The sequence below is a fragment of the Streptomyces sp. NPDC057428 genome (assembly GCF_042803195.1).
GTDB lineage: Bacteria > Actinomycetota > Actinomycetes > Streptomycetales > Streptomycetaceae > Streptomyces.
Genome location: NZ_JBHVCT010000048.1, coordinates 20,660 through 44,213, shown reverse-complemented (window position 1 = coordinate 44,213; position 23,554 = coordinate 20,660). Strand labels below are relative to the sequence as shown.

At 67.5% G+C, this 23,554-nt stretch carries 17 protein-coding genes; 11 read left to right on the top strand and 6 right to left on the bottom strand.

Translation table 11 applies throughout. The features are described 5' to 3' along the window. Positions 1-6 precede the first annotated feature (6 nt). On the top strand, positions 7-1,038 hold the full coding sequence (locus ACFU5K_RS19485) for an alanine racemase (protein WP_384063079.1): 1,032 nt from the start codon (positions 7-9) through the stop codon (positions 1,036-1,038). Positions 1,039-1,056: 18 nt separating this feature from the next. Here ACFU5K_RS19485 and ACFU5K_RS19480 read toward each other — a convergent pair whose 3' ends face one another. Both ACFU5K_RS19480 and ACFU5K_RS19475 read right to left on the bottom strand, forming a co-directional pair. Then, positions 1,057-2,574 carry a glycosyltransferase family 87 protein gene (locus tag ACFU5K_RS19480; protein ID WP_384063104.1) on the bottom strand — a complete coding sequence of 506 codons (1,518 nt, stop codon included), beginning with the start codon at positions 2,572-2,574 and terminating at the stop codon, positions 1,057-1,059. A 155-nt stretch (positions 2,575-2,729) separates the two neighbouring features. Continuing rightward, positions 2,730-5,438 carry a transglycosylase domain-containing protein gene (locus ACFU5K_RS19475; protein ID WP_384063076.1) on the bottom strand — a complete coding sequence of 903 codons (2,709 nt, stop codon included), beginning with the start codon at positions 5,436-5,438 and terminating at the stop codon, positions 2,730-2,732. Between the two features lie 387 nt (positions 5,439-5,825). Between ACFU5K_RS19475 and ACFU5K_RS19470 the strand changes: the two genes are divergently transcribed. From ACFU5K_RS19470 to ACFU5K_RS19460, 3 genes are all read left to right on the top strand, one after another. Further along, positions 5,826-6,527 (top strand): helix-turn-helix transcriptional regulator, encoded by a 702-nt coding sequence (locus ACFU5K_RS19470; RefSeq protein WP_384063073.1) that lies wholly within the window; start codon positions 5,826-5,828, stop codon positions 6,525-6,527. A 61-nt stretch (positions 6,528-6,588) separates the two neighbouring features. Further along, entirely contained in the window at positions 6,589-7,671 is a 1,083-nt protein-coding gene (locus ACFU5K_RS19465) for an inositol-3-phosphate synthase (RefSeq protein WP_384063070.1), read from the top strand. Between the two features lie 86 nt (positions 7,672-7,757). After that, on the top strand, positions 7,758-9,050 hold the full coding sequence (locus ACFU5K_RS19460; protein ID WP_384063067.1) for an MFS transporter: 1,293 nt from the start codon (positions 7,758-7,760) through the stop codon (positions 9,048-9,050). A 128-nt stretch (positions 9,051-9,178) separates the two neighbouring features. Here the strand turns inward: ACFU5K_RS19460 and ACFU5K_RS19455 are convergent, their stop codons facing one another. After that, a complete protein-coding gene (locus ACFU5K_RS19455; protein WP_384063064.1) occupies positions 9,179-10,621 on the bottom strand; it encodes a CCA tRNA nucleotidyltransferase in 1,443 nt (480 codons plus the stop codon). A gap of 177 nt (positions 10,622-10,798) precedes the next feature. Between ACFU5K_RS19455 and ACFU5K_RS19450 the strand changes: the two genes are divergently transcribed. The 7 genes from ACFU5K_RS19450 to trxA all read left to right on the top strand — a co-directional run bounded on the left by ACFU5K_RS19450 (position 10,799) and on the right by trxA (position 20,248). After that, complete coding sequence (locus ACFU5K_RS19450; RefSeq protein WP_384063101.1) at positions 10,799-13,096, top strand: DUF6049 family protein; 2,298 nt, start codon at positions 10,799-10,801, stop codon at positions 13,094-13,096. A gap of 49 nt (positions 13,097-13,145) precedes the next feature. Continuing rightward, entirely contained in the window at positions 13,146-15,305 is a 2,160-nt protein-coding gene (gene murJ / locus ACFU5K_RS19445; protein WP_384063061.1) for a murein biosynthesis integral membrane protein MurJ, read from the top strand. A gap of 126 nt (positions 15,306-15,431) precedes the next feature. Further along, on the top strand, positions 15,432-17,129 hold the full coding sequence (locus ACFU5K_RS19440; protein WP_384063059.1) for a protein kinase family protein: 1,698 nt from the start codon (positions 15,432-15,434) through the stop codon (positions 17,127-17,129). Between the two features lie 25 nt (positions 17,130-17,154). Further along, a complete protein-coding gene (gene sigM, locus ACFU5K_RS19435) occupies positions 17,155-17,856 on the top strand; it encodes an RNA polymerase sigma factor SigM (RefSeq protein WP_384063056.1) in 702 nt (233 codons plus the stop codon). Then, positions 17,853-18,773, top strand: coding sequence for a hypothetical protein (locus ACFU5K_RS19430; RefSeq protein WP_384063053.1), 921 nt, complete (start codon positions 17,853-17,855; stop codon positions 18,771-18,773). The genes sigM and ACFU5K_RS19430 overlap by 4 nt, the downstream gene beginning before the upstream one ends. Before the next feature lie 126 nt (positions 18,774-18,899). Next, the gene (gene trxB / locus ACFU5K_RS19425; protein ID WP_384063051.1) at positions 18,900-19,871 is read left to right on the top strand and encodes a thioredoxin-disulfide reductase; all 972 of its coding nucleotides are present in this window, start codon (positions 18,900-18,902) and stop codon (positions 19,869-19,871) included. A 44-nt stretch (positions 19,872-19,915) separates the two neighbouring features. Continuing rightward, entirely contained in the window at positions 19,916-20,248 is a 333-nt protein-coding gene (trxA, locus tag ACFU5K_RS19420) for a thioredoxin (protein WP_327116789.1), read from the top strand. An 81-nt stretch (positions 20,249-20,329) separates the two neighbouring features. Here the strand turns inward: trxA and ACFU5K_RS19415 are convergent, their stop codons facing one another. The 3 genes from ACFU5K_RS19415 to ACFU5K_RS19405 form a co-directional block, all read right to left on the bottom strand. Beyond that, complete coding sequence (locus ACFU5K_RS19415; protein ID WP_384063049.1) at positions 20,330-20,947, bottom strand: GNAT family N-acetyltransferase; 618 nt, start codon at positions 20,945-20,947, stop codon at positions 20,330-20,332. A gap of 304 nt (positions 20,948-21,251) precedes the next feature. Further along, a complete protein-coding gene (locus tag ACFU5K_RS19410) occupies positions 21,252-22,340 on the bottom strand; it encodes a ParB/RepB/Spo0J family partition protein (protein WP_384063048.1) in 1,089 nt (362 codons plus the stop codon). Further along, on the bottom strand, positions 22,337-23,431 hold the full coding sequence (locus ACFU5K_RS19405; protein WP_384063098.1) for a ParA family protein: 1,095 nt from the start codon (positions 23,429-23,431) through the stop codon (positions 22,337-22,339). Before ACFU5K_RS19405 ends, ACFU5K_RS19410 begins: the two co-directional genes overlap by 4 nt. Positions 23,432-23,554: the final 123 nt, after the last annotated feature.

Here is a 23,554-nt window from a genome sequence, read left to right as displayed (position 1 = left end):
CCGGCCATGGCGCTCTCCCTCTACGTCGACACCGCGCGCTGGCGGGCGCACCAGAAGTCCGTGCTGGACCAGTTCCAGGGGCTCGTCCCCGTCTGCAAGGGCAACGGGTACGGCTTCGGACACGAGCGGCTCGCCGACGAGGCGATCCGCTTCGGGTCCGACACCCTGGCCGTCGGCACCACGTACGAGGCCGCCCGCATCAAGGACTGGTTCAGCGGCGATCTGCTGGTGCTCACCCCCTTCCGCAGGGGTGAGGAGCCGGTGCCGCTGCCCGACCGTGCCATCCGCTCCGTCTCCTCCGTGGACGGCGTACACGCCCTGGTGGGTGCGCGGGTGGTCATCGAGTGCATGAGTTCGATGAAGCGCCACGGGGTGAAGGAGGAGGAGCTCGGCCAGCTGCACGCGGCGATCGAGGACGTGCGTCTGGAGGGTTTCGCCCTGCACCTCCCGCTCGACCGCACGGACGGCTCGGACGCGGTCGAGGAGGTCATCACCTGGATGGACCGCCTCCGCGCCGCCCGGCTGCCCCTGCACACGATGTTCGTCAGCCACCTGCGCGCCGAGGAGCTGGCCCGCCTGCAGCAGCAGTTCCCGCAGACCCGCTTCCGCGCGCGCATAGGCACGCGGCTGTGGCTCGGCGACCACGAGGCGACCGAGTACCGCGGCGCCGTGCTCGACGTCACGCGCGTCGTGAAGGGCGACCGGTTCGGCTACCGCCAGCAGAAGGCCGCTTCCGACGGGTGGCTCGTCGTCGTCGCCGGCGGAACTTCCCACGGCGTCGGCCTGGAGGCGCCGAAGGCCCTGCACGGCGTGATGCCGCGCGCCAAGGGCGTCGCACGTGCGGGGCTGGCCACCGTCAACCGCAACCTGTCGCCCTTCGTCTGGGCGGGTAAGCAGCGCTGGTTCGCCGAGCCGCCGCACATGCAGGTGTCGATCCTCTTCGTGCCCTCGGACGCTCAGGAGCCGAGGGTCGGCGACGAACTGGTGGCCCATCTGCGCCACACGACCACCCAGTTCGACCGCCTCGTGGACCGGTAGACCGGCAGCAGGTCTCCCTCAGTCGGAGGCCGCCCTGCCCGCAGTGCCCCACTCCACCCGCGGTCCCTCGACCGCGGGTGCGGTGTTTCCGGCCGGACGGCTGTCCGCCGGACCCGCGAGGGCGACCTTGTCGGGTGCGCCGTCGAGCACACCGCCCGACGGGTCGTCGGCCCCGTCGCGCCGCACAGGGTCCCTCTCCGGCCTCAGGACGTCCCTGACCACCAGGGCGCACAGGTAGAGCGTTCCCACCAGGTGCAGGAGGATCGCGACCTGGTAACCCTCCTGCGGCAGCCCTTGGTGCTTGTCCCCGCTCGTCGTGTACGCGAGGTAGAACCAGATGCCCAGGAAGTACGCGACCTCGCAGGCCTGCCAGACGAGGAAGTCGCGCCAGCGTGGCCTCGCCAGTGCGGCCAGCGGGATCAGCCAGAGGACGTACTGCGGCGAGTAGACCTTGTTCGTCAGGATGAACGCGGCCACCACGAGGAACGCGAGCTGCGCGAACCGCGGCCTGCGCCGGGCTCCCAGTGCCAGCCCGGCGATCCCCGCACACAGCACGATCATCAACGCCACGGAGGCGGTGTTGACCGTGTCCACGTCGATGGGCCGGCCGGTGCGCTGGGTGATGATCAGCCAGAAGGAGCCGTAGTCGATCTGCCGCTCCTGGCTGAAGGTGTAGAACTTCTTCCAGCCCTCGGGGGCGTACAGCATGACCGGCAGGTTCACCACGAGCCAGGCCGCGGCCGCCCCGAAGAACGCCGCACCGCACTCCCGCCACTTCCCGGCCCGCCAGCACAGCACCAGCAGAGGCCCCAGGAGCAGCACCGGATACAGCTTGGCGGCGGTCGCAAGGCCGATCAGGACGCCGAACGCGAGGGGCCTGCCACGGGACCACATGAGCATCGCCGCGGCAGTCAGGGCGACGGCGAGCAGGTCCCAGTTGATGGTCGCGGTGAGCGCGAGGGCCGGAGCGAGGGCGACGAGCAGACCGTCCCATGGGCGGCGCCTGTGCGTACGGGCGACACACACCGCGATGATCACGGCGCAGATCATCAGCATGCCCGCGTTGACCATCCAGTAGATCTGCTCGCGCTGCTGGATCGGGTCGGAGGACGGCGTCAGCGTCAGCCAGGACGCGATCTGCATGAACAGGCCGGTCAGGACCGGGTACTCGAGGTACGCCATGTCACCGCTGAGCCGGTCGAAGTACGGCACGAGGCCGTCGGCGAAACCGCGCCCGAGGTACAGGTGCGGGATGTCCGAGTAGCACGCGTGCGTGTACTGCGAGCTGGTGCCGCGGAACCACGCCCAGTCGTAGCACGGGATCTTCTGCACCATGCCGAGCGCGAACATCCCGATCGCCAGGAGCGCGATGACGCGCACCGGGGTGAGCGCCCCCGACCCGAACCGCGCCCAGCGGCCCGCGGGCCCGCCGATCAGTTCGCTCCCCGCGGCGGCGATCTCGTCCTGTCGCGTGGGCGGTACGACGGACGGCTCCTGGTCCACGCTCGTGGCTTCTGCGCTTGGCATGCCCCACATCCTGCCGTACGACGCTGTGCGCGGGCGTGGGATGCCCGCCGGACGCACGAGGGCCGCCGGCACCTGGCAGGTGCGGCGGCCCTCCTCATGCGCGTCGGGCGGGCCCTGAAGGGCTTCCCGGAGGGCGGTGGTGGTGTCCACCGCCCTCGGCGGCGCTATCCACCGCCTCCGAAGAGCCCGCCGTTGCTGTTCGAGCCGTTGGTCGTGCCTTGGGTCGTGCCTTGGGTCGTGCCTTGCGTCGTACCTTGGGTCGTGCCATCGGTCGTACCGGTGTTGGTACCGCCGTTCGTGGTCCCGGCGTCGGTCCCTGCGTTCGTCGTACCGCTGGTGGTGCCGCCGTTGTTCTGGCCCGCAGTCGCTCCGCCGTTGTTCTTGCAGTCCCAGTCGAGCGGCGCACACGTGTCGCTCGGACTGGGGGACGGAGTGGTCGGGGTGGGCGACGGCGTCTCGGGCGCCTTCGTGGACTCCGAGGGCGAAGGCGTCGGGCTCGGCGTCGGGCTGGGACTGGCGCCGCCGCCGTACAGAGTCTCACCCCACGGCTCGGGCTTCGGGAAGTTGACGACCTTCATGCCCTGCATGGCCTCGGCCATGTAGTCGTGCCAGATCTGTGCCGGGAACGAGGCACCGTGGATCGACTTCTCGCCGCCGGTGCCGTACATCTCCAGGAACTTGCGGTCCTTCTTCGTCTCGTCGTCGTCCAGCCGGAACATGCTGACGGCGGTGGACAACTGCGTGGTGTAGCCGACGAACCAGGCCGACTTGTTGCCGTCGGTGGTACCCGTCTTGCCCGCGACGTCGCGTCCCGGCAGCTTGGCGGGGGTGCCCGTCCCGTGCTCGACGACGTTCTTCAGCACGTCGGTGACGTTGTCCGCGATGGCGCTCTTGAACGCGGTCTTGGTCACCGTGTCGTGCTGGTAGATGACCTCGCCCCTGTGCTTCACCTCGGTGACCGAGAAGGGCTCCCGCCGCTTGCCGCTCGTGGCGAAGGTGGCGTAGGCGCCGGCCATCCGGATGGCGCTCGGCGAGGACGTGCCGATGGAGAACGAGGGAACGATCGAGCTCGCCATGAACTCATCATCACGCAGCCCCGCGTCCATGGCCGCCTGCTTGACCTTGTCGGTGCCGACATCCATGCCGAGCTGGACGTACGGGGAGTTGGCGGACCTCTGCATGGCCTCACGCAAGGTGATGGGGCCGAAGCTTTCGTCCCCATCGTTCGTCTGGAGCCACTGCTCGCCGTCCTCGTTCTGCCAGACGTTGCCGTTGTAATCCTTGATCTTCAGCTTGTTGTCGCCGTTGTAGATGCTCTTCTGCGACACGAGCTCGCGGTCCGAAAGGCCCTGGTCGGCCGGAAGCTTCGGATTGCGCTTTCCGTACTCCATCGCGGCTGCCAGCACGAACGGCTTCCACGTCGAGCCGACCTGGGCACCGGTCGCGTCCGCGTTGTTGGTGTAGTGCTTCGTCGCGTCCTGGCCGCCGTACGTGGCGACGATCGCGCCCGTCTCAGTGTCCACCGAAGCGCCGCCGAACTCGACGTGCGTGTCCTTGTCCGGACGCTTCTTCGGGTCGATCTTGGCCTTGTACACCTTGTTGATCGACTTCTCGAGCTGCTCGACCTTCTTCTTCTCGAAGGTCGTGTGGATCTCGTAGCCGCCCAGGGCGAGTTCCTTGCCGGTGACGTTCTTCTTGTTGTGCGCAAGGAAGTACTTCGTGGCGAGGTCGACGAGGTAACCGGTCTGGCCGCCCAGCTTGGCGTCCTTCTTCGGCTCGTCTGGCATGGGGAAGGTCGTGTACTTGGCACGCTCGGCCGCCGGCATCCGGCCGTCCTTGACCTCCTCGTCGAGGATCCACTTCCAGCGGTCCTTGGCCCGCCGGGTGTTCTCCTTCCTCGTGGCCTTCACCGGGTCGACCTCAGGGGCGCCTGCGGGGTCGAAGTAGCTCGCGCCCTTGAGCAGCGTCGCCAGGAAGGCGCACTGACTGGGGTTCAGGTCCTGGGCGTCAATGTTGTAGTACGCACGGGCCGCCGCCTGAAGTCCTGAGGCACCGCGTCCGTAGTAGGAGACGTTGAGGTACCCCTTCATGACCTTCTCTTTGGTCTGCGTCTTGCCGACCTTGAGCGTGATGAAGAGTTCCTTGAACTTCCGGCTCAGGGTCTGGTCCTGGGTGAGCATGGAGTTCTTCACGTACTGCTGGGTGATCGTCGAACCGCCCTGTGTGTCACCTCCCTTCGCCATGTTGTAGAAGGCGCGGGCGATGCCCATGGGGTCGATGCCCCTGTCCGTTTCGAACGACTTGTTCTCGGCGGAGATGACGGCGTTCCGCATCGCCTCCGGAATCTGGGCGTACTCGATCTCCTGGCGGTTGACGGAACCGCCCGTGGCGACCATAGGCGTGTCGTCGGCCCAGTAGTAGACGTTGTTCTGGGCGGTGGCGAGTTCCTTGGGCTCCGGTGGCACCACCAGGGCGTAGGCGATGCCGGCGGCGCCCATCATGACGCCGAGGAAGCCCAGGGTCAGGCCGGAGGACAGCTTCCACGACGGCACCCAGCGGCGTGCGCCGTACTTGCCGGCCCGCGGGTAGTCGATCAGGCGCTTCTTGCCGGAGTCGGCGCGCCCTCTGCCGCGGCCTTCCTGACCGCTGTTGTCGCCACCTCCCCGTCGCCTGCTCCCGCCCCGCTGGGCGGCACGGCGCGCCTCGGCGCGGCCGCCGTGCGGCGACTCCTCACCGTAGGCGTCGGAGGGTGACTCTGAAGTTGCTCTGCGTGACGCATCGGTGCGACGTCCAGCAGGCTGTTGGGCGGCTCGTCTGGCCGCTGCGCGCCCGCCACCTTGCGGTTGCGACGCTTTGCGACGGTGCTCGCTCATCGAACGACTACTCCTCGGGCAGGCAAGAGTGCCTGGAAGCGGCAGTTGAGATCCGGTCCCCCCGAACTACGGACAAGCCCTGCGGAAGGCTCACCCGCGATACATCCGGCAGTCCGCGATAACGGACGCGCCGGGCCCTCTCGCGGTTCCCGGTGGTCTGCATGCCGCACAGACTACGCACGGTCAAAAACCTCCGGAGACCGAACTTCACCCCAAATTACGCAAGTCGCTCGCTATGAATCCCTGATGTGACGCCGCTCACGAACCGCGCTCTTGTCGAACATCGCAGACCGATCTATCGTGCTGATGTATCGAGTCGATACATCAGCACGGCATAAGGTGGGCCCACGGGCCGCGCGGACGCAGGGCGAAGAAGGGACGGCGAGGGTGAGCAGACGCTCAGGCATCCTCGAATTCGCCGTACTCGGCCTGCTCCGCGAGTCGCCGATGCACGGGTACGAGCTGCGGAAACGCCTCAACACGTCGCTGGGAATCTTCCGCGCCTTCAGTTACGGCACCCTCTACCCCTGCCTCAAGACGCTGGTCGCTAGCGGCTGGTTGATCGAGGAGCCGGTGAGCGTCCCGGCGTTGCCGCCCGCCACGGGCCGCGGGGTCGCTCCCGCGTCCTCACTGGCGGGTCGTCGCGCCAAGATCGTCTACCGGTTGACGGCGGAAGGTAAGGAGCACTTCGAGGAGTTGCTCTCGCACACCGGCCCGGACGCCTGGGAGGACGAGCACTTCGCCGCTCGTTTCGCCTTCTTCGGGCAGACGGAGCGCGACGTGCGGATGCGCGTGCTCGAAGGCCGCCGCAGCAGGCTGGAGGAGCGTCTCGAGAAGATGCGCGCCTCCCTGGCCCGCACCCGGGAACGACTCGACGACTACACGCTTGAGCTGCAGCGACACGGCATGGAGTCCGTGGAGCGCGAGGTGCGCTGGCTGAACGAGCTCATCGAGAGCGAGCGGTCGGGAAAGGATCAGCGACGATCCTCGCCCGAGGGCTCCACTCATCACGAAACATCAGGAGAGACGGGCGGCCTGCCCCGGCACGGGGAAATCTCCCGGCCGGATCCGTCCGGCGACACCAAGTGAAATCCCCGCAGATCCGCGTGCGGCACCGGGGTACACCGAGAACACACAGGGAGCAATCGGCATGGGTTCGGTTCGCGTAGCCATCGTCGGCGTGGGCAACTGCGCCGCCTCACTGGTGCAGGGCGTCGAGTTCTACAAGGACGCCGATCCGGCCGGCAAGGTGCCCGGCCTGATGCACGTCCAGTTCGGCGACTACCACGTGAGCGACGTCGAGTTCGTCGCCGCCTTCGACGTCGACGCGAAGAAGGTCGGCCTCGACCTCGCGGACGCCATCGGCGCCAGCGAGAACAACACGATCAAGATCGCCGACGTGCCCAACACCGGCGTGACCGTTCAGCGCGGCCACACCCACGACGGGCTGGGCAAGTACTACCGCGAGACGATCGAGGAGTCCACCGAGGCCCCCGTCGACGTCGTCCAGATCCTCAAGGACAAGCAGGTCGACGTCCTCGTCTGCTACCTGCCCGTCGGTTCCGAGGTCGCTGCGAAGTTCTACGCGCAGTGCGCCATCGACGCCAAGGTCGCGTTCGTCAACGCCCTGCCGGTGTTCATCGCCGGTACCAAGGAGTGGGCGGACAAGTTCACCGAGGCCGGTGTCCCGATCGTCGGCGACGACATCAAGTCCCAGGTCGGCGCCACCATCACGCACCGCGTGATGGCGAAGCTCTTCGAGGACCGGGGCGTCATCCTGGACCGCACGATGCAGCTGAACGTCGGCGGCAACATGGACTTCAAGAACATGCTCGAGCGTGAGCGCCTGGAGTCCAAGAAGATCTCGAAGACGCAGGCCGTCACCTCGCAGATCCGTGACCGTGAACTCGGCGCCGACAACGTCCACATCGGTCCCTCGGACTACGTGGCCTGGCTGGACGACCGCAAGTGGGCGTACGTGCGCCTCGAGGGCCGCGCCTTCGGTGACGTCCCGCTGAACCTGGAGTACAAGCTCGAGGTCTGGGACTCCCCGAACTCCGCCGGTGTCATCATCGACGCGGTGCGCGCCGCGAAGATCGCCAAGGACCGTGGCATCGGTGGCCCGATCCTCTCGGCCTCCTCGTACTTCATGAAGTCCCCGCCGGTCCAGTACTTCGACGACGAGGCCCGCGAGAACGTCGAGAAGTTCATCAGCGGCGACGTCGAGCGCTGATCGACCCAGCGACGCTTGTTCCGCTTCTGTGAGGGGTCCCCGGGCAATCCGCCCGGGGACCCCTCATGTGTGTGACCCTTGCGCACATGCCTGTCGTGCGTGATCTTCGCGTGCTCCTGCGCCTGAGGAACTTCCGTCGTCTGCTGGCCGTACGGCTTCTCTCACAGTCGGCCGACGGCGTCTACCAGGTCGCGCTCGCCACCTACGTCGTCTTCTCGCCGGAGAACCAGACGACGCCCGGGGCCATCGCGTCCGCCATGGCCGTGCTGTTGCTCCCGTACTCGCTGATCGGCCCCTTCGCCGGGGTTCTGCTCGACCGCTGGCCACGGCGTCAGGTCTTCCTCTACGGCAATCTCCTGCGGGCCGCCCTCGCCTGCTGCACAGCTCTGCTGCTCCTGAACTCGGTGCCGGACTGGCTCTTCTACGCTTCCGCCCTCTGCGTCACCGCGGTCAATCGCTTCGTCCTGGCCGGCCTCTCGGCCGCCCTGCCCCGCGTGGTGGACAGCGACCGGCTCGTCCTCGCGAACTCGATCTCTCCGACCGCCGGAACGCTGGCCGCCACGGCCGGCGGAGGTCTCGCCCTGGCAATCCGGCTGCTGACCGACGGGTCCGACGCAACAGTGGTCCTTCTGGGCGCCCTCCTCTATCTCCTGTCGGCCGTGGCCTCCCTGTCGCTGCCTCGTACCCTCCTCGGGCCGGATCGGGCCCTGCACCCCGTACGACTGCGTGAGGCGCTCAGCACCACGCTGCTGGGCCTCCTGGCCGGGTTGCGCCATCTGGCGGAACGCAAGGACGCTGCGCGGGCCCTGACCGCCATGACCGTGCTGCGTTTCTGCTACGGGGCGCTGACCGTGATGCTGCTGATGCTCTGCCGGTACGCCTGGTCCGACAGCGAGTCCGACGGGCTGACCCTGCTCGGCCTGGCGCTCGGCGCATCAGCTGCGGGATTCTTCGTGGCCGCCCTGATCACGCCGTGGGCTGTCGGCCGATTCGGCAGATTCGGCTGGATGGGAGGGTGCGCCGGGGCGGCCGCCCTGCTGGAACCGGCACTGGGGCTGTCGTTCGCCCCCGTCCCGATGGTGGCAGCGGCCTTCGTGCTCGGGCTCATCACTCAGGGAGCGAAGATCACGACGGATACACAGGTGCAGACATCCGTGGACGACGCCTACCGCGGCCGGATCTTCTCCCTCTACGACGTTCTGTTCAACGTCGCCTTCGTCGCGGCCGCCGGCCTGTCCGCACTCGCGCTACCCCCGGACGGGCGGTCGGTGGTCGTGGTCGTGACGGTAGCGGTCCTCTACGCCATCGTCTCCGCGGCCCTACTGCGCCGACGACGCCAAGCGAACATCACTCCGACGCCAGCTCACACCAAGGAGTGAGGGTCGCTGTTTCACGTGAAACAGCGACCCTCCACTGGTTGGTGCCCTGGTTCACAGGTCATGTTTCACGTGAAACATGACCTGTCTCTGCACCCTCGGCCACGCACGCGCGCAAGCTCAGGTACTTGTCAGTCCTGAGCGGCCCACCACTCCTTCAGTGCGGCGACCGCGACCTCACGTTCCATCGGCCCGTTCTCCAGCCGCAGCTCCAGCAAGAAGGCGTACGCCTTGCCGATGGAGGGACCAGGCCCCACGCCCAGGATCTGCATGATCTCGTTGCCGTCCAGGTCCGGCCGGATCGCATCCAGCTGCTCCTGGTCCTGCAACTGCGTAATGCGCTCCTCGAGCCCGTCATAGGTGCGCGACAGAGCGCTCGCCTTGCGCTTGTTCCGCGTCGTGCAGTCCGACCGCGTCAGCTTGTGCAGCCGGTCCAGCAAGGGCCCGGCGTCCCGTACGTACCTGCGCACAGCGGAGTCGGTCCACTCGCCGTCGCCGTACCCGTGGAAACGCAGATGCAGCTCCACCAGCTTCGAGACATCCCTGACAAGGTCGTTGGAGTACTTGAGCTCCGTCATCCGCTTCTTGGCCATCTTGGCTCCGACCACCTCGTGGTGGTGGAACGAGACACGGCCGTCCTTCTCGAAGCGCCGCGTCCTCGGCTTCCCGATGTCATGCATCAGGGCCGCCAGCCGCAGCACGAGGTCGGGCCCGTCCTCTTCAAGATCAATCGCCTGCTCCAGGACCGTCAGGGAGTGCTCATAGACGTCCTTGTGGCGGTGATGCTCATCACTTTCCAGGCGCAGCGCGGGCAGCTCGGGCAGCACCCGGTCGGCCAGCCCGGAGTCCACCAGAAGCCCCAGCCCCTTACGGGGATGCCCGGAGAGGAGCAGCTTGTTGAGCTCCTCACGGATTCGCTCGGCCGAGACGATCTCGATGCGGTCCGCCATGTCGGACATCGCCTTGACGACATCAGGGGCGACCTCGAAGTCCAGCTGGGCGGCGAACCGGGCCGCACGCAGCATGCGCAGCGGATCATCGGAGAACGAGGCTTCAGGTGTACCCGGAGTGCGCAGTACGCGCTGCTCCAGGTCATCGAGCCCACCGTGCGGATCGATGAACTCCTTCTCCGGGAGGGCGACAGCCATGGCGTTGACCGTGAAGTCCCGGCGCACGAGATCTTCCTCGATCGAGTCGCCGTAGGAGACCTCGGGCTTGCGGGAGGTCCTGTCGTACGCCTCCGACCTGTAGGTGGTGACCTCGATCTGATAGCCGTCCTTCTGCGAGCCGACGGTACCGAAGGCGATTCCGACCTCCCAGACCGAGTCGGCCCAGGGCCGGACGATCTTGAGTACGTCCTCCGGGCGCGCGTCGGTCGTGAAGTCCAGATCGTTTCCGAGCCGACCGAGCAACGCGTCGCGGACGGAGCCCCCGACCAGAGCGAGACCGAATCCGGCTTCCTGGAATCGACGGGCGAGGTCGTCGGCGACGGGGGACACCCGCAGCAGTTCGCTGACTGCGCGGTGCTGCACCTGACTCAGGGCACGGGGGCTGTCTTCGTTGGCGTTCGGCACAACAGAAAAGGGTACGTGCCCGGACCGGCCCGGGCGTCATCGTTTCCAGCGGCCTGCGAGACTCTCCCGATCATGTGGCATGGTCCCCGGCACTCAGCCCGCGGGCTCATCGTTACCATGCGTGGACGCAGAGACCGGCAGGACCGGCATCCAACCGACGACGAGGGACGGGTACGCGTGGCCGAGGCGGCAGACTTTCAGGGGATGAAACCCTCCCCTGCCCGCCGGTGGCTCCGGCGCACAGCCTCCTTGATCGTCGGGGCGCCACTGATCGCCGGCCTCCTGGCCGGCCCCGAGGCGCCTTCGGCTCACGCCGGGGAAGTCGCCAAGGTCCCCACCGGATCACGCACCGTCGATGTGTCTCTGGACACGCTCTCCCCCAGCGCACCGGTCGAAGGCGACACCCTCAGCATTTCCGGAACCTTGACCAACAGGGGCAAGAGGGCGGTCACCGATGCCGAGGTCGACCTGCGGGTGGGGCCGACCCTGTCCGGCAGGGGCGCGATCGACGAGGCGGCCAAGCGCACCGGTTACCTGCCCGGCAGCGACCCGGCCAAGCTGGGTGGCAAGTACTCGGTGAAGGTCTCCGAGCTCGCCCCCGGGGTCAGTCAGGACTTCACCCTCGCGGTTCCGGTGAACAAGCTGGACCTGGACGGCGAAGGCGTCTACCAGCTGGGGGTCTCCCTCACCGGCAAGACCTCCGACTACGCCTACGACCAGGTGCTCGGCATTCAGCGCACCTTCCTCCCCTGGCAGCCCGAGGACAGCGAGAGCAAGACCAAGCTGACCTTCCTCTGGCCGCTGATCGCGTCGGCGCACGTCACGGCCGAGACGGGCTCGGACGAACAGCAGACGCCCGTTTTCTCCAACGACGACCTGGCCCTCGAACTCGCTCCGGGCGGTCGGCTGGAACAGCTGGTGTCGCTGGGCAGCCCGCTTCCCGTGACCTGGGTGATCGATCCGGACCTGCTGGCCTCGGTCGACGCGATGACGAAGAACTACCGCGTCAGGGTCGGTGACAAGACCGTCGCGGGGACCAACCAGGCCATCGCCAAGGAGTGGCTCAACGACCTGGAAGGGGCCGTCAAGGACGGCAAGGTGGTGGCTCTGCCGTTCGCCGACCCGGATCTCGCTTCCATCGCACACCGCGGCAAGAACGTCTCGGGCACCCTCAGTCATCTGCAGACTGCGACCGAGGTGGCCGGCAAAACCGTGGAGACGGTTCTGCACGTGAAGCCGTCGACCGACTTCGCCTGGCCTGTGGACGGCGCCATCGACCCGTCCGTCGTGGACGTCGCCACGTCCGCGGGCGCGCACAAGGTGATCGCCCGCAGCGACAGCATCGCCGAGACGGGCGGGCTGCCCTACACGCCGACGTCGGCCCGGCCGATCGGCGGTGGCACCACCGCCGTCGTCGCGGACCACCGGCTGTCCACCGCCTTCACGGGGGACATGGCCAAGGCCGGCGCCTCGACACTCGCCGTCCAGAAATTCCTGGCGCAGACGCTGGCGCTGACGGAGCAGGCGCCCGACGACGAACGAAGCATCGTCGTCGCTCCCCAGCGCACTCCCACCGCCGCACAGGCCCAGACCATGGCGCGTGCGCTGCAGGCCCTCACCGCAGAACGCTGGACACAACCTCTCGATCTGGCGGCGGCCTCCGAGGAGAAGCCTGACGCCCAGGCCACCACCAAGGTGCCCCGGGCCTCCCAGTACCCGAAGAAGCTGCGCAGCCAGGAACTGCCCACACAGGCGTTCCAGGACATCAGGACGACGCAGGAGTCCCTGAACAGCTTCCAGGTGATCCTCACCCAGTCCGACAGGGTGGTGACCCCCTTCGGAAACGCGATCAACCGCTCCGTCTCGACATCGTGGCGCGGGAGGCCACTGGAGGCGCAGCGGTACCGCGATTCGGTCCGTACCTACCTACAGAGCCTCACCGATGAGGTGCAGCTGATCGCGAAGACGGACGTGACGCTGTCCGGGCGCAGTGCGACGATCCCCGTAACCGTGCAGAACAAGCTGGTCCAGGGTGTCGACCACCTGGTGCTCCGTCTGACCTCGGACAACGCCACACGGCTGAAGCTCAACGACGGCGGAGCCGTGGCCGAACAGCCGATCAAGATCGCCGGCGGGCACAGTCAGTCCGTGAAGTTCGACGCCGCGGCCAACGCCAACGGGGAGCCACGTGTCACGGCACGGCTTTTCACCACGGACAATGTGCCGTACGGCGAGGCGATGACGTTCACCGTGAAGGTCTCGGAAGTCACACCCACCGTGCTGCTCGTCATCGCCGGCGGGCTGCTCCTGCTGGTCCTGGCGGGCATCAGGATGTATACCCACCGCAAGCGCACCGCAGCCGACGGCGCGGTGGACGGCGGCGGCGGTGAACCCGAGCAGCCGAGTGACCCGCGGCCGGACACCGGTCCGGAAAGCGGGAACCCGTCCGGGCCGGGTGAGAAAGTGGACCGTTGAGCGACGTCTGTCGGGGCCGGTCGGCCGCGGACAATGAGGTGGGGTTTCGATGAACGCGCCGTACGACGGTGACCGCGGCCAAGGCGCGGGCGGAGCTGGGTCTTCCAGTGGTCCGCCGGTGCCACCCGGCTCCGGCCAGGACGGGGAGAACCCCGACCCTTACCTGCAGCACGCGTACGAACACGATCCGTACCGTGCCCAGGACCTCGCCGCGCAGGACCCGGTGGCCGAGGCGCTGTACGACCGCGCCTCACACCCACCCCCGCCCCCCGGGACGTACCAGGAGCCGCAGGCGCTCTACCAGCAGCCTCCTGCGGCCCAGTACGCGCCCGACCCCCGGATCTGGGCTCAGACCCCGCCACCGGAGCCTGCAGGCCCATCCCGGCACCTTCCCTACGGGGACAACGCCGCGACCACCCAGTACGTGGGGGTGGACGACCTGGTCACGCAGGCCTCCGACGACCGTGACGACCAGGACGCCTTCGCCCACCTCTTCCGCGACCAGGAGGGATCCGGCCGCCCTCCTGGCACTCCCGCCGAACCGGAAGCCGCACCGGCACCTGTGCCATCGAAGTCCGGGGGCCGGGGCGCCGGAATACTGAAGTCGAGTGCCCTCATGGCAGCGGGCACCATGGTGTCCCGGCTCACCGGCTTCGTGCGCAGCCTCGTCATCACAGCCGCGCTGGGTGCCGCTCTGCTCGGTGACAGCTTCATCATCGCGTACACCCTGCCCACGATGATCTACATCCTGACCGTGGGCGGCGGGCTCAACTCCGTGTTCGTCCCGCAGCTCGTCCGGTCCATGAAGGACGACGCCGATGGCGGCGAGGCCTACGCGAACCGGCTGCTGACGCTGGTGATGGTCGCGCTCGGTGCCATCGTCGCCGCGGCCGTGTTCGGCGCTCCGTGGCTCATCCACCTGCTGTCCCCGACCATCGCGAGCGATGCAGCGGCCAACAGCGTGGCTGTCACTTTCGCCCGCTACTGCCTGCCCACCATCTTCTTCATGGGCGTCCATGTCGTCATGGGCCAGATCCTCAACGCCCGCGGCAAGTTCGGCGCGATGATGTGGACCCCGGTCCTCAACAACATCGTCATGATCTTCACGTTCGGCCTTTTCATCTGGGTCTACGGCAGCTCCGCCGAATCCCGGATGGGTGTCGAGACGATCCCTCCGGACGGTGTCCGGCTCCTCGGGATCGGAACTCTTCTCGGCCTGGTCGTCCAGGCGCTGGCCATGATTCCGTACCTGCGCGAGGCAGGGTTCCGCTTCCGGCCCCGTTTCGACTGGAAGGGCCACGGGCTCGGAAAGACGATCAAGCTCGCGAAATGGACGGTCCTCTTCGTTCTCGCCAACCAGGCCGGCGTCATCGTCGTCACGCAGTTGGCAACCGCGGCAGGTGCTCACTCGGGCAAGGACGGAACGGGCTTCCTCGGCTACTCCAACGCCCAGCTGATCTGGGGCATGCCGCAGGCCATCATCACCGTGTCGGTCATGGCCGCTCTGTTGCCCCGTATCTCCCGCGCCGCCCACGACAACGACCCCGGGGCCGTCCGTGACGACATCTCGCAGGGCCTGCGCAACTCGGCCGTGGCCATCGTCCCGGTCGCCTTCACGTTCCTCGCGCTCGGTCTGCCGATGTGCACCCTGCTGTACGCCTCAAGCGGCACCGAGGCAGCACGGTCCATGGGCTTCATCCTCATGGCCTTCGGTCTGGGCCTGATCCCGTACTCCGTGCAGTACGTCGTGCTGCGTGGCTTCTACGCGTACGAGGACACCCGCACCCCCTTCTACAACACGGTCATCGTGGCTGCGGTCAACGCCGCGGCGTCCGCACTCTGCTACGTGGTTCTTCCGGCGCAGTGGGCAGTCGTGGGTATGGCGGCCTCGTACGGGCTGGCCTACGCGGTGGGCGTCGGCATCGCCTGGCGCCGACTGGGCAACCGGCTCGGCGGCGGGCTCGACGGCGCCCGCGTAGTGCGCACCTACGCCCGTCTCTGCCTGGCGGCTCTTCCCGCGGCCGTCGTCGGCGGTGCAGTGGGCTTCGCACTTCTCACGGCCCTCGGCGACGGGGCCGGCGGTTCGGTGGTGGCGCTGGTCTGCGGCGGCGTCATCCTGCTCGGGATCTTCTTCGTCGCTGCCAAGAAGATGCGTATCGAGGAGCTCAACGGCATGGTCGGCATGGTCCGGGGACGTCTCGGACGCTGATAGCACACAGGGCCGCACAACCATCGCTGGACACCGCGTGTCGTGCATAGCGCCGGAGTGTGGGCACAATTGGCGTGATGCCGAGCGGGCAGGCATCGCGCAACGGATGGGGAGGCAGGAACGACGGTGGCGGAACGTAGCACGGCCGCTGTCGACGTGGCCGACAACAGCGGCGACGAGCCGCTGACCGCCAAGGCGGACGCGGCCACGACCGACGGGACGGCACACACCCAGGACTCAGAGGGCGCGGGCCTGGAGAGCGACGGGCGCGAGGCATCAGCCGGCGTCCCGGCGACGCCTGACCTGCACAGTGGTCACAAGCTGGCCGGGCGCTACCGGCTCGAAGAGTGCGTCACCCGGCTGGACGGATTCAGCAGCTGGCGCGCCGTCGACGAGAAGCTTCGACGCGCTGTCGGCGTTCATCTGCTGCCCGCCGATCATCCGCGCGCCCGCTCGGTGCTGGCCGCGGCCCGTTCATCCGCCCTGCTAGGTGACCCCCGCTTCGTCCAGGTACTGGATGCCGTGGAGGAGGACGACCTCGTCTACGTCGTCCATGAATGGCTCCCGGATGCCACCGAACTCACCGCCCTGCTGGCCGCGGGGCCGCTGGAGGCGCACGACGCCTACCAGCTGGTGAGCCAGATCTCCCAGGCCATGGCGGCGGCCCACCGAGAAGGCCTGTCGCACCTGCGGCTCACCCCCGGAGCCGTACTGCGCAGCTCGACCGGGCAGTACCGCATCCGTGGACTGGCCGTGAACGCCGCTCTTCGCGGCATCAGCGCCGAGAAGCCCCTGCGCACGGACACCGAGGCCATCGGAGCGCTTCTCTACGCGGCCCTGACCCGTCGCTGGCCCTACGAGAGCGACGCGTACGGTCTCGCCGGTCTCCCCAAGGACCTCGGCCTCATCCCCCCGGACCAGGTCCGAGCCGGTGTGCACCGCGGGCTGTCCGAGATCGCGATGCGCGCACTGGCCAACGACGGTGCCACCGCCTCGCGCCAGGAACAGCCCTGCACCACCCCGGACGAACTGGCCAAGGCCGTCGCCGCCATGCCGCGGATCCTCCCGCCGGAGTCAGCTTTCACCGCGCCGCCCGAGTACCAGCGCACGACCTACCAGCAGGGCACGTACGGGCGCCCGTCGGCTCGGCCCACGGCCGCCACGCAGCCGGTCATCGCGGTGCCTCCGCCCCCTCTGCAGAGCCGTACCGGCAAGGCTCTCAAGTGGGCTGTCTCCGCGCTGCTGCTCGCCGCTCTGGGACTCGGCAGCTGGCAGCTGGCAGAAACCGTGCTCGACCGGAACAAGGACTCCGGCGATCCGACCCCCACACAGACCGACACGAACGACTCGGGCGACGACAAGAGCGCCGTCGAGCCCAGCAAGCCCGTCAAGATCGTGGGTGCGCAGGACTACGACCCGCTCGGTGGGGACGGCTCAGAGAAGCCGGCCTCGATAAAGAACGTCTACGACGGGGACACCAGCTCCTACTGGAACACGGACGGCTACTTCAGCGCCGACTTCGGCAGGCTCAAGGAAGGCGTCGGTGTCGTCCTCGACCTCGGTGAGGTCCAGCAGGTCGGCAACGTCGACGTTTCCTTCCTGGGCGGCGACACGTCCGTCGAGCTGAGGACGACCGACGGTACGTCCGTTCCTCAGATGCCGGACGGATTCAACAAGGCAGCCAAGGGGTCCGGGACGAAGGTGTCCCTGAAGCCAGACAAGCCGGTGAAGGCGCGGTACCTTCTGGTCTGGCTGACCAAACTTCCTCCGAGTGACGGCGGGAACTACCGGGGCAAGATCTCGGATATCAAGGTCACCAGCTGATGGCATAGGGGGAGGGGGCTCACCGTTGGACGACGCCGGTTTCGCCGACACGAGTGACCAGGATCTACTGGCCAAGCATGTCGCAGGCGACCCTGACGCCTTCGGTGAGCTCGTACGCCGACACCGCGACCGCCTCTGGGCCGTGGCACTCCGCACGCTGGGCGATCGTGAGGAGGCCGCCGACGCGGTCCAGGACGCGCTCGTGTCCGCCTTCCGGGCCGCGCACACCTTCCGTGGTCAGGCCGCCGTCACCACGTGGCTCCACCGGATCACGGTCAACGCATGCCTCGACCGCGCCCGCAAGGCGGCTTCCCGGAAGACGGCGCCGGTCGACGACGCGGAACGGCTCGACCAGCTGATGGAGCCGCACGAGTCCGCTGAGGCTCCTGCGGAACGGCAGGACCTTCACCGCGAGCTTCTGGCGGCTCTGGCCACTCTCCCGGCGGAACAACGCTCAGCCCTCATCCTGGTGGACATGCAGGCGTACCCCGTCGCCGAGGCCGCCCGCATCCTCGATGTGCCGACCGGTACCGTGAAAAGCCGCTGTGCCCGGGGCCGAGCAAGACTGCTGCCGCTGCTCACCCACCTGCGAGCCGGCAGAGCGGACAGCGAGGACGGCGCCCTGGGAAGGAACCGGACGCCGGGGGCATCCGTCCCATCGCCATCAGGACCAAGAGATGCCGGCGACAGTAGTGCTGCGGCTGTGAAGGGAGGCGGGCTCGCATGACATCCACGGCCGACACGGCTCAGCACCCGGACGTCTCGGAGATCTCTGATCTCACAGAAGGACTCCTTCCGGCGTCCCGCGAAACGACCCTCCGCCACCACCTCGCCTGTTGCGGCGAATGCGCCGAGATCCACGCCTCTCTGGAGGAGATCCGGGCGCTCCTCGGGACCCTGTCGCTCCATGAGCCGATGCCGGAAGATGTCGCCGAACGCATCGACGCCGCCCTAGCGGCGGAGGCGGCCACTCCTGCCGAGGCCCCGACCGCAGAAACGGCTGTTTCACGTGAAACACAGGACCAGCTGACGGAGGCTGCGGCCGCTCCCCGGCCCGCGGGGCGCCTCAAGGGGGCCACTGGTCCCGGCAGGACCCCTGCTCGGCGACGTCGCCGGCGCACAGTGATCCTGGGCGCCGCCTTCGGCGCGGCGGCCGTGGGCATGAGCATCTTCCTGTTGCAGTCGGCCCACCAGTACACAGAGGGTTCGGCCAACAAGATGGCCGACTCGGGAGTCAGCGCCGCAAAGACAGAAGGAGACTTCTCCGACGGCACGCTTGGGGGACAAGTCCGTACGCTCCTGAGCGAGGCGGCAGCGTCTCCCGACGGCGAGGCGGACGCGCCGTCCGTGGACACCAAGTCCTCCCCGGAGAACGCGACCCCCGAATCAGCTTCCCCCCGTACCCCTCTGCGCGCAGCGATCGTAAAGGTCCCGCCCTGTGTCCAGAGGGGCACAGGACGCGATGCTCCTGCCCTGGCAGTGGACGAAGGCAGCTACGAGGGCAACGCGGCCTTCCTCGTCGTCCTGCCCCACGCGACTGACCCCAACCGCGTCGAGGCTTATGTCGTCGACGCCGCGTGCGTGGGTTCCGCCCCGGCATCAAAGGGACACCTGCTGCTCACGCAGTCCTACGCACGCCCCTGAGGGCCGTGTCTCCGTCCTGGCGGGAACTCCGGGAATGCACGCGCCGTAGGATCCGTTGGGTGGGGTGAGAGTCGAGGAACCGACCCCAGTAGGCAGTAGGCAGTTCGCAGAGACGAGGAAAAACCCGTGAGCGACGTCCGTAATGTGATCATCATCGGCTCCGGGCCGGCTGGTTACACCGCCGCCCTGTACACCGCTCGCGCCTCGCTGAAGCCGCTGGTGTTCGAGGGTGCCGTCACGGCTGGCGGTGCACTCATGAACACCACCGACGTGGAGAACTTCCCGGGCTTCCAGGACGGCATCATGGGCCCGGACCTCATGGACAACATGCGCGCCCAGGCTGAGCGCTTCGGTGCCGAGCTCATCCCCGACGATGTGGTCTCCGTCGACCTTTCCGGTGACATCAAAACGGTCACCGACACCGCCGGCACGGTGCACCACGCCAAGGCAGTCATCGTCACCACGGGCTCCCAGCACCGCAAGCTCGGCCTCCCCAACGAGGACGCGCTCTCCGGTCGGGGTGTCTCCTGGTGTGCCACCTGTGACGGCTTCTTCTTCAAGGACCAGGACATCGCCGTGGTCGGCGGCGGCGACACCGCCATGGAGGAGGCGACCTTCCTCTCCCGGTTCGCCAAGTCCGTGACGATCGTCCACCGCCGCGACTCGCTGCGCGCCTCGAAGGCCATGCAGGAGCGCGCGTTCGCCGACCCGAAGATCAAGTTCGCGTGGGACAGCGAGGTCGCCACGGTCCACGGCGACCAGAAGCTCTCCAGCCTCACCCTGCGCAACACCACGACAGGTGAGACCTCCGAACTCCCGGTGACGGGCCTTTTCATCGCCGTCGGCCACGATCCCCGCACAGAGCTCTTCAAGGGCCAGCTCGACCTCGACGACGAGGGCTACCTCAAGGTTCAGGCCCCCTCGACGCGCACCAACCTCAAGGGCGTATTCGGAGCAGGTGACGTCGTGGACCACACCTACCGCCAGGCCATCACCGCCGCGGGAACCGGCTGCTCCGCAGCTCTCGACGCTGAGCGCTACCTCGCTGCGCTCTCCGACGAGCAGCTCGCCGAGCCGGAGAAGACCCCGGCAGTCTGACTTTTCCCCCAACCCCACACCCCCGCAAATTCAAGGAGGCAGCCGTGGCCGGCGCCCTGAAGAACGTAACCGACGACTCCTTTGACGAGGACGTCCTGAAGAGCGACAAGCCCGTACTCGTGGACTTCTGGGCCGCCTGGTGCGGACCGTGCCGCCAGATCGCCCCGTCGCTCGAGGCCATCGCCGCAGAGCACGGCGACCAGATCGAGATCGTCAAGCTCAACATCGACGAGAACCCGGCCACCGCGGCCAAGTACGGCGTCATGTCGATCCCCACGCTCAACGTCTACCAGGGCGGCGAGGTGGCCAAGACCATCGTCGGCGCCAAGCCCAAGGCCGCGATTCTCCGCGACCTCGAGCCCTTCATCAGCGAGTAGCAGCACGCGCTGTTTCACGTGAAACGGGCCCACCCGCCGGGTGGGCCCGTTCTGCTTTCCCCACGCCGCTCTGCGGGCCGCTCAGAGCGGGCGAAGCGCGGGTTCCTTCTGCACTGCGCCCAGCAATCTGTCCAGTGCCAACTCGACGTCCTCCTTCCAGGAAAGCGTCGTGCGAAGCTCAAGCCGCAGCCTCGGGTAGGCGGGGTGCGGACGCACGGTCTTGAACCCCACAGCAAGCAAATGGTCTGCCGGAAGTACGCAGGCCGGCTCTTTCCATCGCGCGTCACCGAACGCTTCGATCGCCTTGAATCCGCGTCGCAGAAGATCTTTGGCCATCGTCTGCACCATCACGCGCCCCAAGCCCTGACCCTGGAACCCCGGCACGATCAGGGCGGTCATCAGCTGCACGGCATCAGGGGAGACGGGACTGGTCGGAAAGGCGGTCGACCGTGGGACGTACGCGGGTGGAGCGTAAAGGACGTACCCCACAGCCACGTCGTCCACGTAGACGACTCTGCCGCACGAACCCCACTCCAGCAGGACGGCGGAGATCCAAGCTTCCTTCTCGAGCTCGGCCCTGCCGGCCTCTATCGCGGCTTGCCCGCTGACCGGATCAAGTTCCCAGAAGACGCACGAGCGGCAACGCTTGGGGAGGTCCGGAAGGTTGTCCAGTGTGAGCGGTACAAACCGACGCCCCATGTAGGCGGTTCCTCGCTTCCTTCGCCCGCCGCATCACGTGCGGCTGCGAGCACACTGCGTTCTCGGAGCAGGCTGCCCACGAACCCCCCGACAGCACCAAGCCCCAAGCCGGCTGACACCAGGTGGCTGCGATTCAGTGATCGCACGGCCCATGCCTCCTCTGAGGTGGAATCACGGTGATGGATACGCCATACCAGATCGCATCGTATCCACCCAGAGGTGGTGGAGATACCGAGGAACGGCAAAGGGCGGGCCGGATTCCGGAAAGTTCCGGAACCTGGCCCGCCCTTTACCTGAAGCCGGCTCAACCCTCGTCGGCCACGTCCTGCTCCGACTCGGCACTCCGCTCCAGGACACGCCCTTCACCGGGAGCAAGGCTGCCGAGAATGCGGTCCAGATCCTCCATCGAAGCGAACTCGACGACGATCTTCCCCTTCTTCTGCCCCAGGTCGACCTTCACCCGTGTCTCGAACCGGTCCGAAAGGCGCGACGCAAGATCGGTCAGAGCCGGAGAGACCCGCCCGCCCGCGCGGGGGCCCCTCGCCTTGGCCGAACTCGTGGGCTCGGATCCGAGAAGGTTCACGATCTCTTCGACCGCACGCACCGACAGGCCCTCGGCAACGATGCGGTGAGCCAGCCGGTCCTGCTCCTCGGAATCGTCGACCGACAGCAGGGCCCGCGCATGGCCTGCGGAGAGAACGCCCGCCGCGACCCTTCGCTGCACTGACGGAGAGAGCCTGAGCAGCCGCAGTGTGTTGGACACCTGTGGACGGGACCGGCCGATGCGATCGGCCAGCTGGTCATGGGTGCACTTGAAGTCCTTGAGCAGCTGGTCGTACGCAGCCGCCTCCTCCAAGGGGTTCAGCTGAGCCCGGTGCAGGTTCTCCAGAAGCGCGTCCAGGAGCAGCTTCTCGTCGTCCGTCGCACGAACGATGGCCGGGATGCCCCCCAGCCCCGCCTCACCGCAAGCCCTCCAGCGTCGCTCACCCATGATGAGCTCGTAGCGGTCCTCGGCGACCTTACGTACGACGACAGGCTGGAGAAGGCCGACCTCTTTGATGGAGGTGACCAGCTCGGCCAGAGCATCCTCGTCGAAGACCTCGCGAGGCTGTTTGGGGTTCGGGACGATCGAGGCGAGAGGGATCTCGGCGAAGTACGCACCCGCGACGTTCGCCTGTTCCGGGACGGACTCCAGCTCGCCAACGGGTGAACTCGGCTCGGGGACCTTGGCTCCCGCGGGCAACGCCGTCACCTTCGCAGCGGCCACTCCACGCTCGGCTGTCAGCAAGGACGACACGGCCGAGGCGTCGGAACCCACCACCTGCTTCTCTTGTGGAGCCGCGGGGATCAGCGCACCGAGCCCACGCCCCAACCCTCTACGACGCTCGCTCACTGCATGCCCTCCGAGTTGCTCTGCTGATTGTTCGACACGCCCGTGCGGGCGTGCTCGGCCGAAGAGGCGTGCTGAGCCTCGTAATGCACCCCGACGCCCCTCAGGGCGATCTCGCGGGCTGCCTCCAGGTACGACAGGGAGCCACTGGAGCCGGGATCGTACGTCAGAACGGTCTGGCCGTAACTCGGCGCCTCCGAGATACGCACGGACCGCGGAATGCTCGTCCTCAGCACTTCCTTGCCGAAGTGCGTACGAACTTCTTCCGCAACCTGCGAGGCGAGCCTGGTCCTTCCGTCGTACATGGTCAGCAGGATCGTGGACACATGCAGATCAGGGTTCAGGTGCCCTCGGACCAAGTCGACGTTCCGCAGCAACTGTCCCAGCCCTTCAAGCGCGTAGTACTCGCACTGGATCGGGATGAGCACCTCGGCTCCGGCGACAAGCGCGTTGACTGTGAGCAGACCGAGCGAGGGCGGACAGTCGATGAGGATGTAGTCCAGCGGCTGCTCGTAGGCCTGGATCGCCCGCTGCAGTCGACTTTCCCGCGCCACCAGAGACACGAGCTCGATCTCCGCACCGGCGAGATCGATGGTCGCTGGCGCACAGAAGAGACCTTCGACGTCCGGAACCGGCTGAACCACCTCGGAGAGCGGCATGCTGTCCACCAGGACGTCATAGATGGAGGGAACCTCCGCGTGGTGGTCGATCCCCAGAGCTGTGGAGGCGTTCCCTTGCGGGTCGAGGTCCACCACCAGAACACGGGCGCCGTGAAGCGCGAGCGAAGCGGCGAGATTGACCGTCGAGGTCGTCTTGCCCACTCCGCCCTTCTGGTTGGCCACCACCATGACGCGCGTCCGGTCTGGCCTGGGCAGCCCCTCACCGGCACGGCCGAGGGCCTCGACCGCCAACTGGGCAGCACGACCGATAGGGGTGTCGTCCATCGGAGGTGGTGTTTCACGTGAAACACCGTCCCCAAGGGACTCGGTACGGGGACCGGGGACCGGATCGGTCATCGGTCCCGCGATGTTGGCGTCGGACCGCAAGGATTCACTCTCCTCGACTTCAGGCTCGCAATGAACAGAGCCTGCCATGCTTTCGGGGTCGTGAACCAGCGAGGCCGACTGTTCTGTGGATGAATCCGGTTCTGTGGACAACTTGGCGACCCGTACGGGGGTGCGGTCGCGTGGCGTGGCAGCCGCACGACCGCGGCCGAT

Excerpts from the sequence above, each read along its gene's own strand:
- ACFU5K_RS19405 (WP_384063098.1), bottom strand. The coding sequence starts at position 23,431 with ATGGCAGGCTCTGTTCATTGCGAGCCTGAAGTCGAGGAGAGTGAATCC.
- ACFU5K_RS19415 (WP_384063049.1), bottom strand. The coding sequence starts at position 20,947 with ATGGGGCGTCGGTTTGTACCGCTCACACTGGACAACCTTCCGGACCTC.
- ACFU5K_RS19475 (WP_384063076.1), bottom strand. The coding sequence starts at position 5,438 with ATGAGCGAGCACCGTCGCAAAGCGTCGCAACCGCAAGGTGGCGGGCGC.
- ACFU5K_RS19430 (WP_384063053.1), top strand. The coding sequence starts at position 17,853 with ATGACATCCACGGCCGACACGGCTCAGCACCCGGACGTCTCGGAGATC.
- murJ (WP_384063061.1), top strand. The coding sequence starts at position 13,146 with ATGAACGCGCCGTACGACGGTGACCGCGGCCAAGGCGCGGGCGGAGCT.
- ACFU5K_RS19465 (WP_384063070.1), top strand. The coding sequence starts at position 6,589 with ATGGGTTCGGTTCGCGTAGCCATCGTCGGCGTGGGCAACTGCGCCGCC.
- ACFU5K_RS19460 (WP_384063067.1), top strand. The coding sequence starts at position 7,758 with ATGCCTGTCGTGCGTGATCTTCGCGTGCTCCTGCGCCTGAGGAACTTC.
- ACFU5K_RS19485 (WP_384063079.1), top strand. The coding sequence starts at position 7 with ATGGCGCTCTCCCTCTACGTCGACACCGCGCGCTGGCGGGCGCACCAG.
- ACFU5K_RS19480 (WP_384063104.1), bottom strand. The coding sequence starts at position 2,574 with ATGTGGGGCATGCCAAGCGCAGAAGCCACGAGCGTGGACCAGGAGCCG.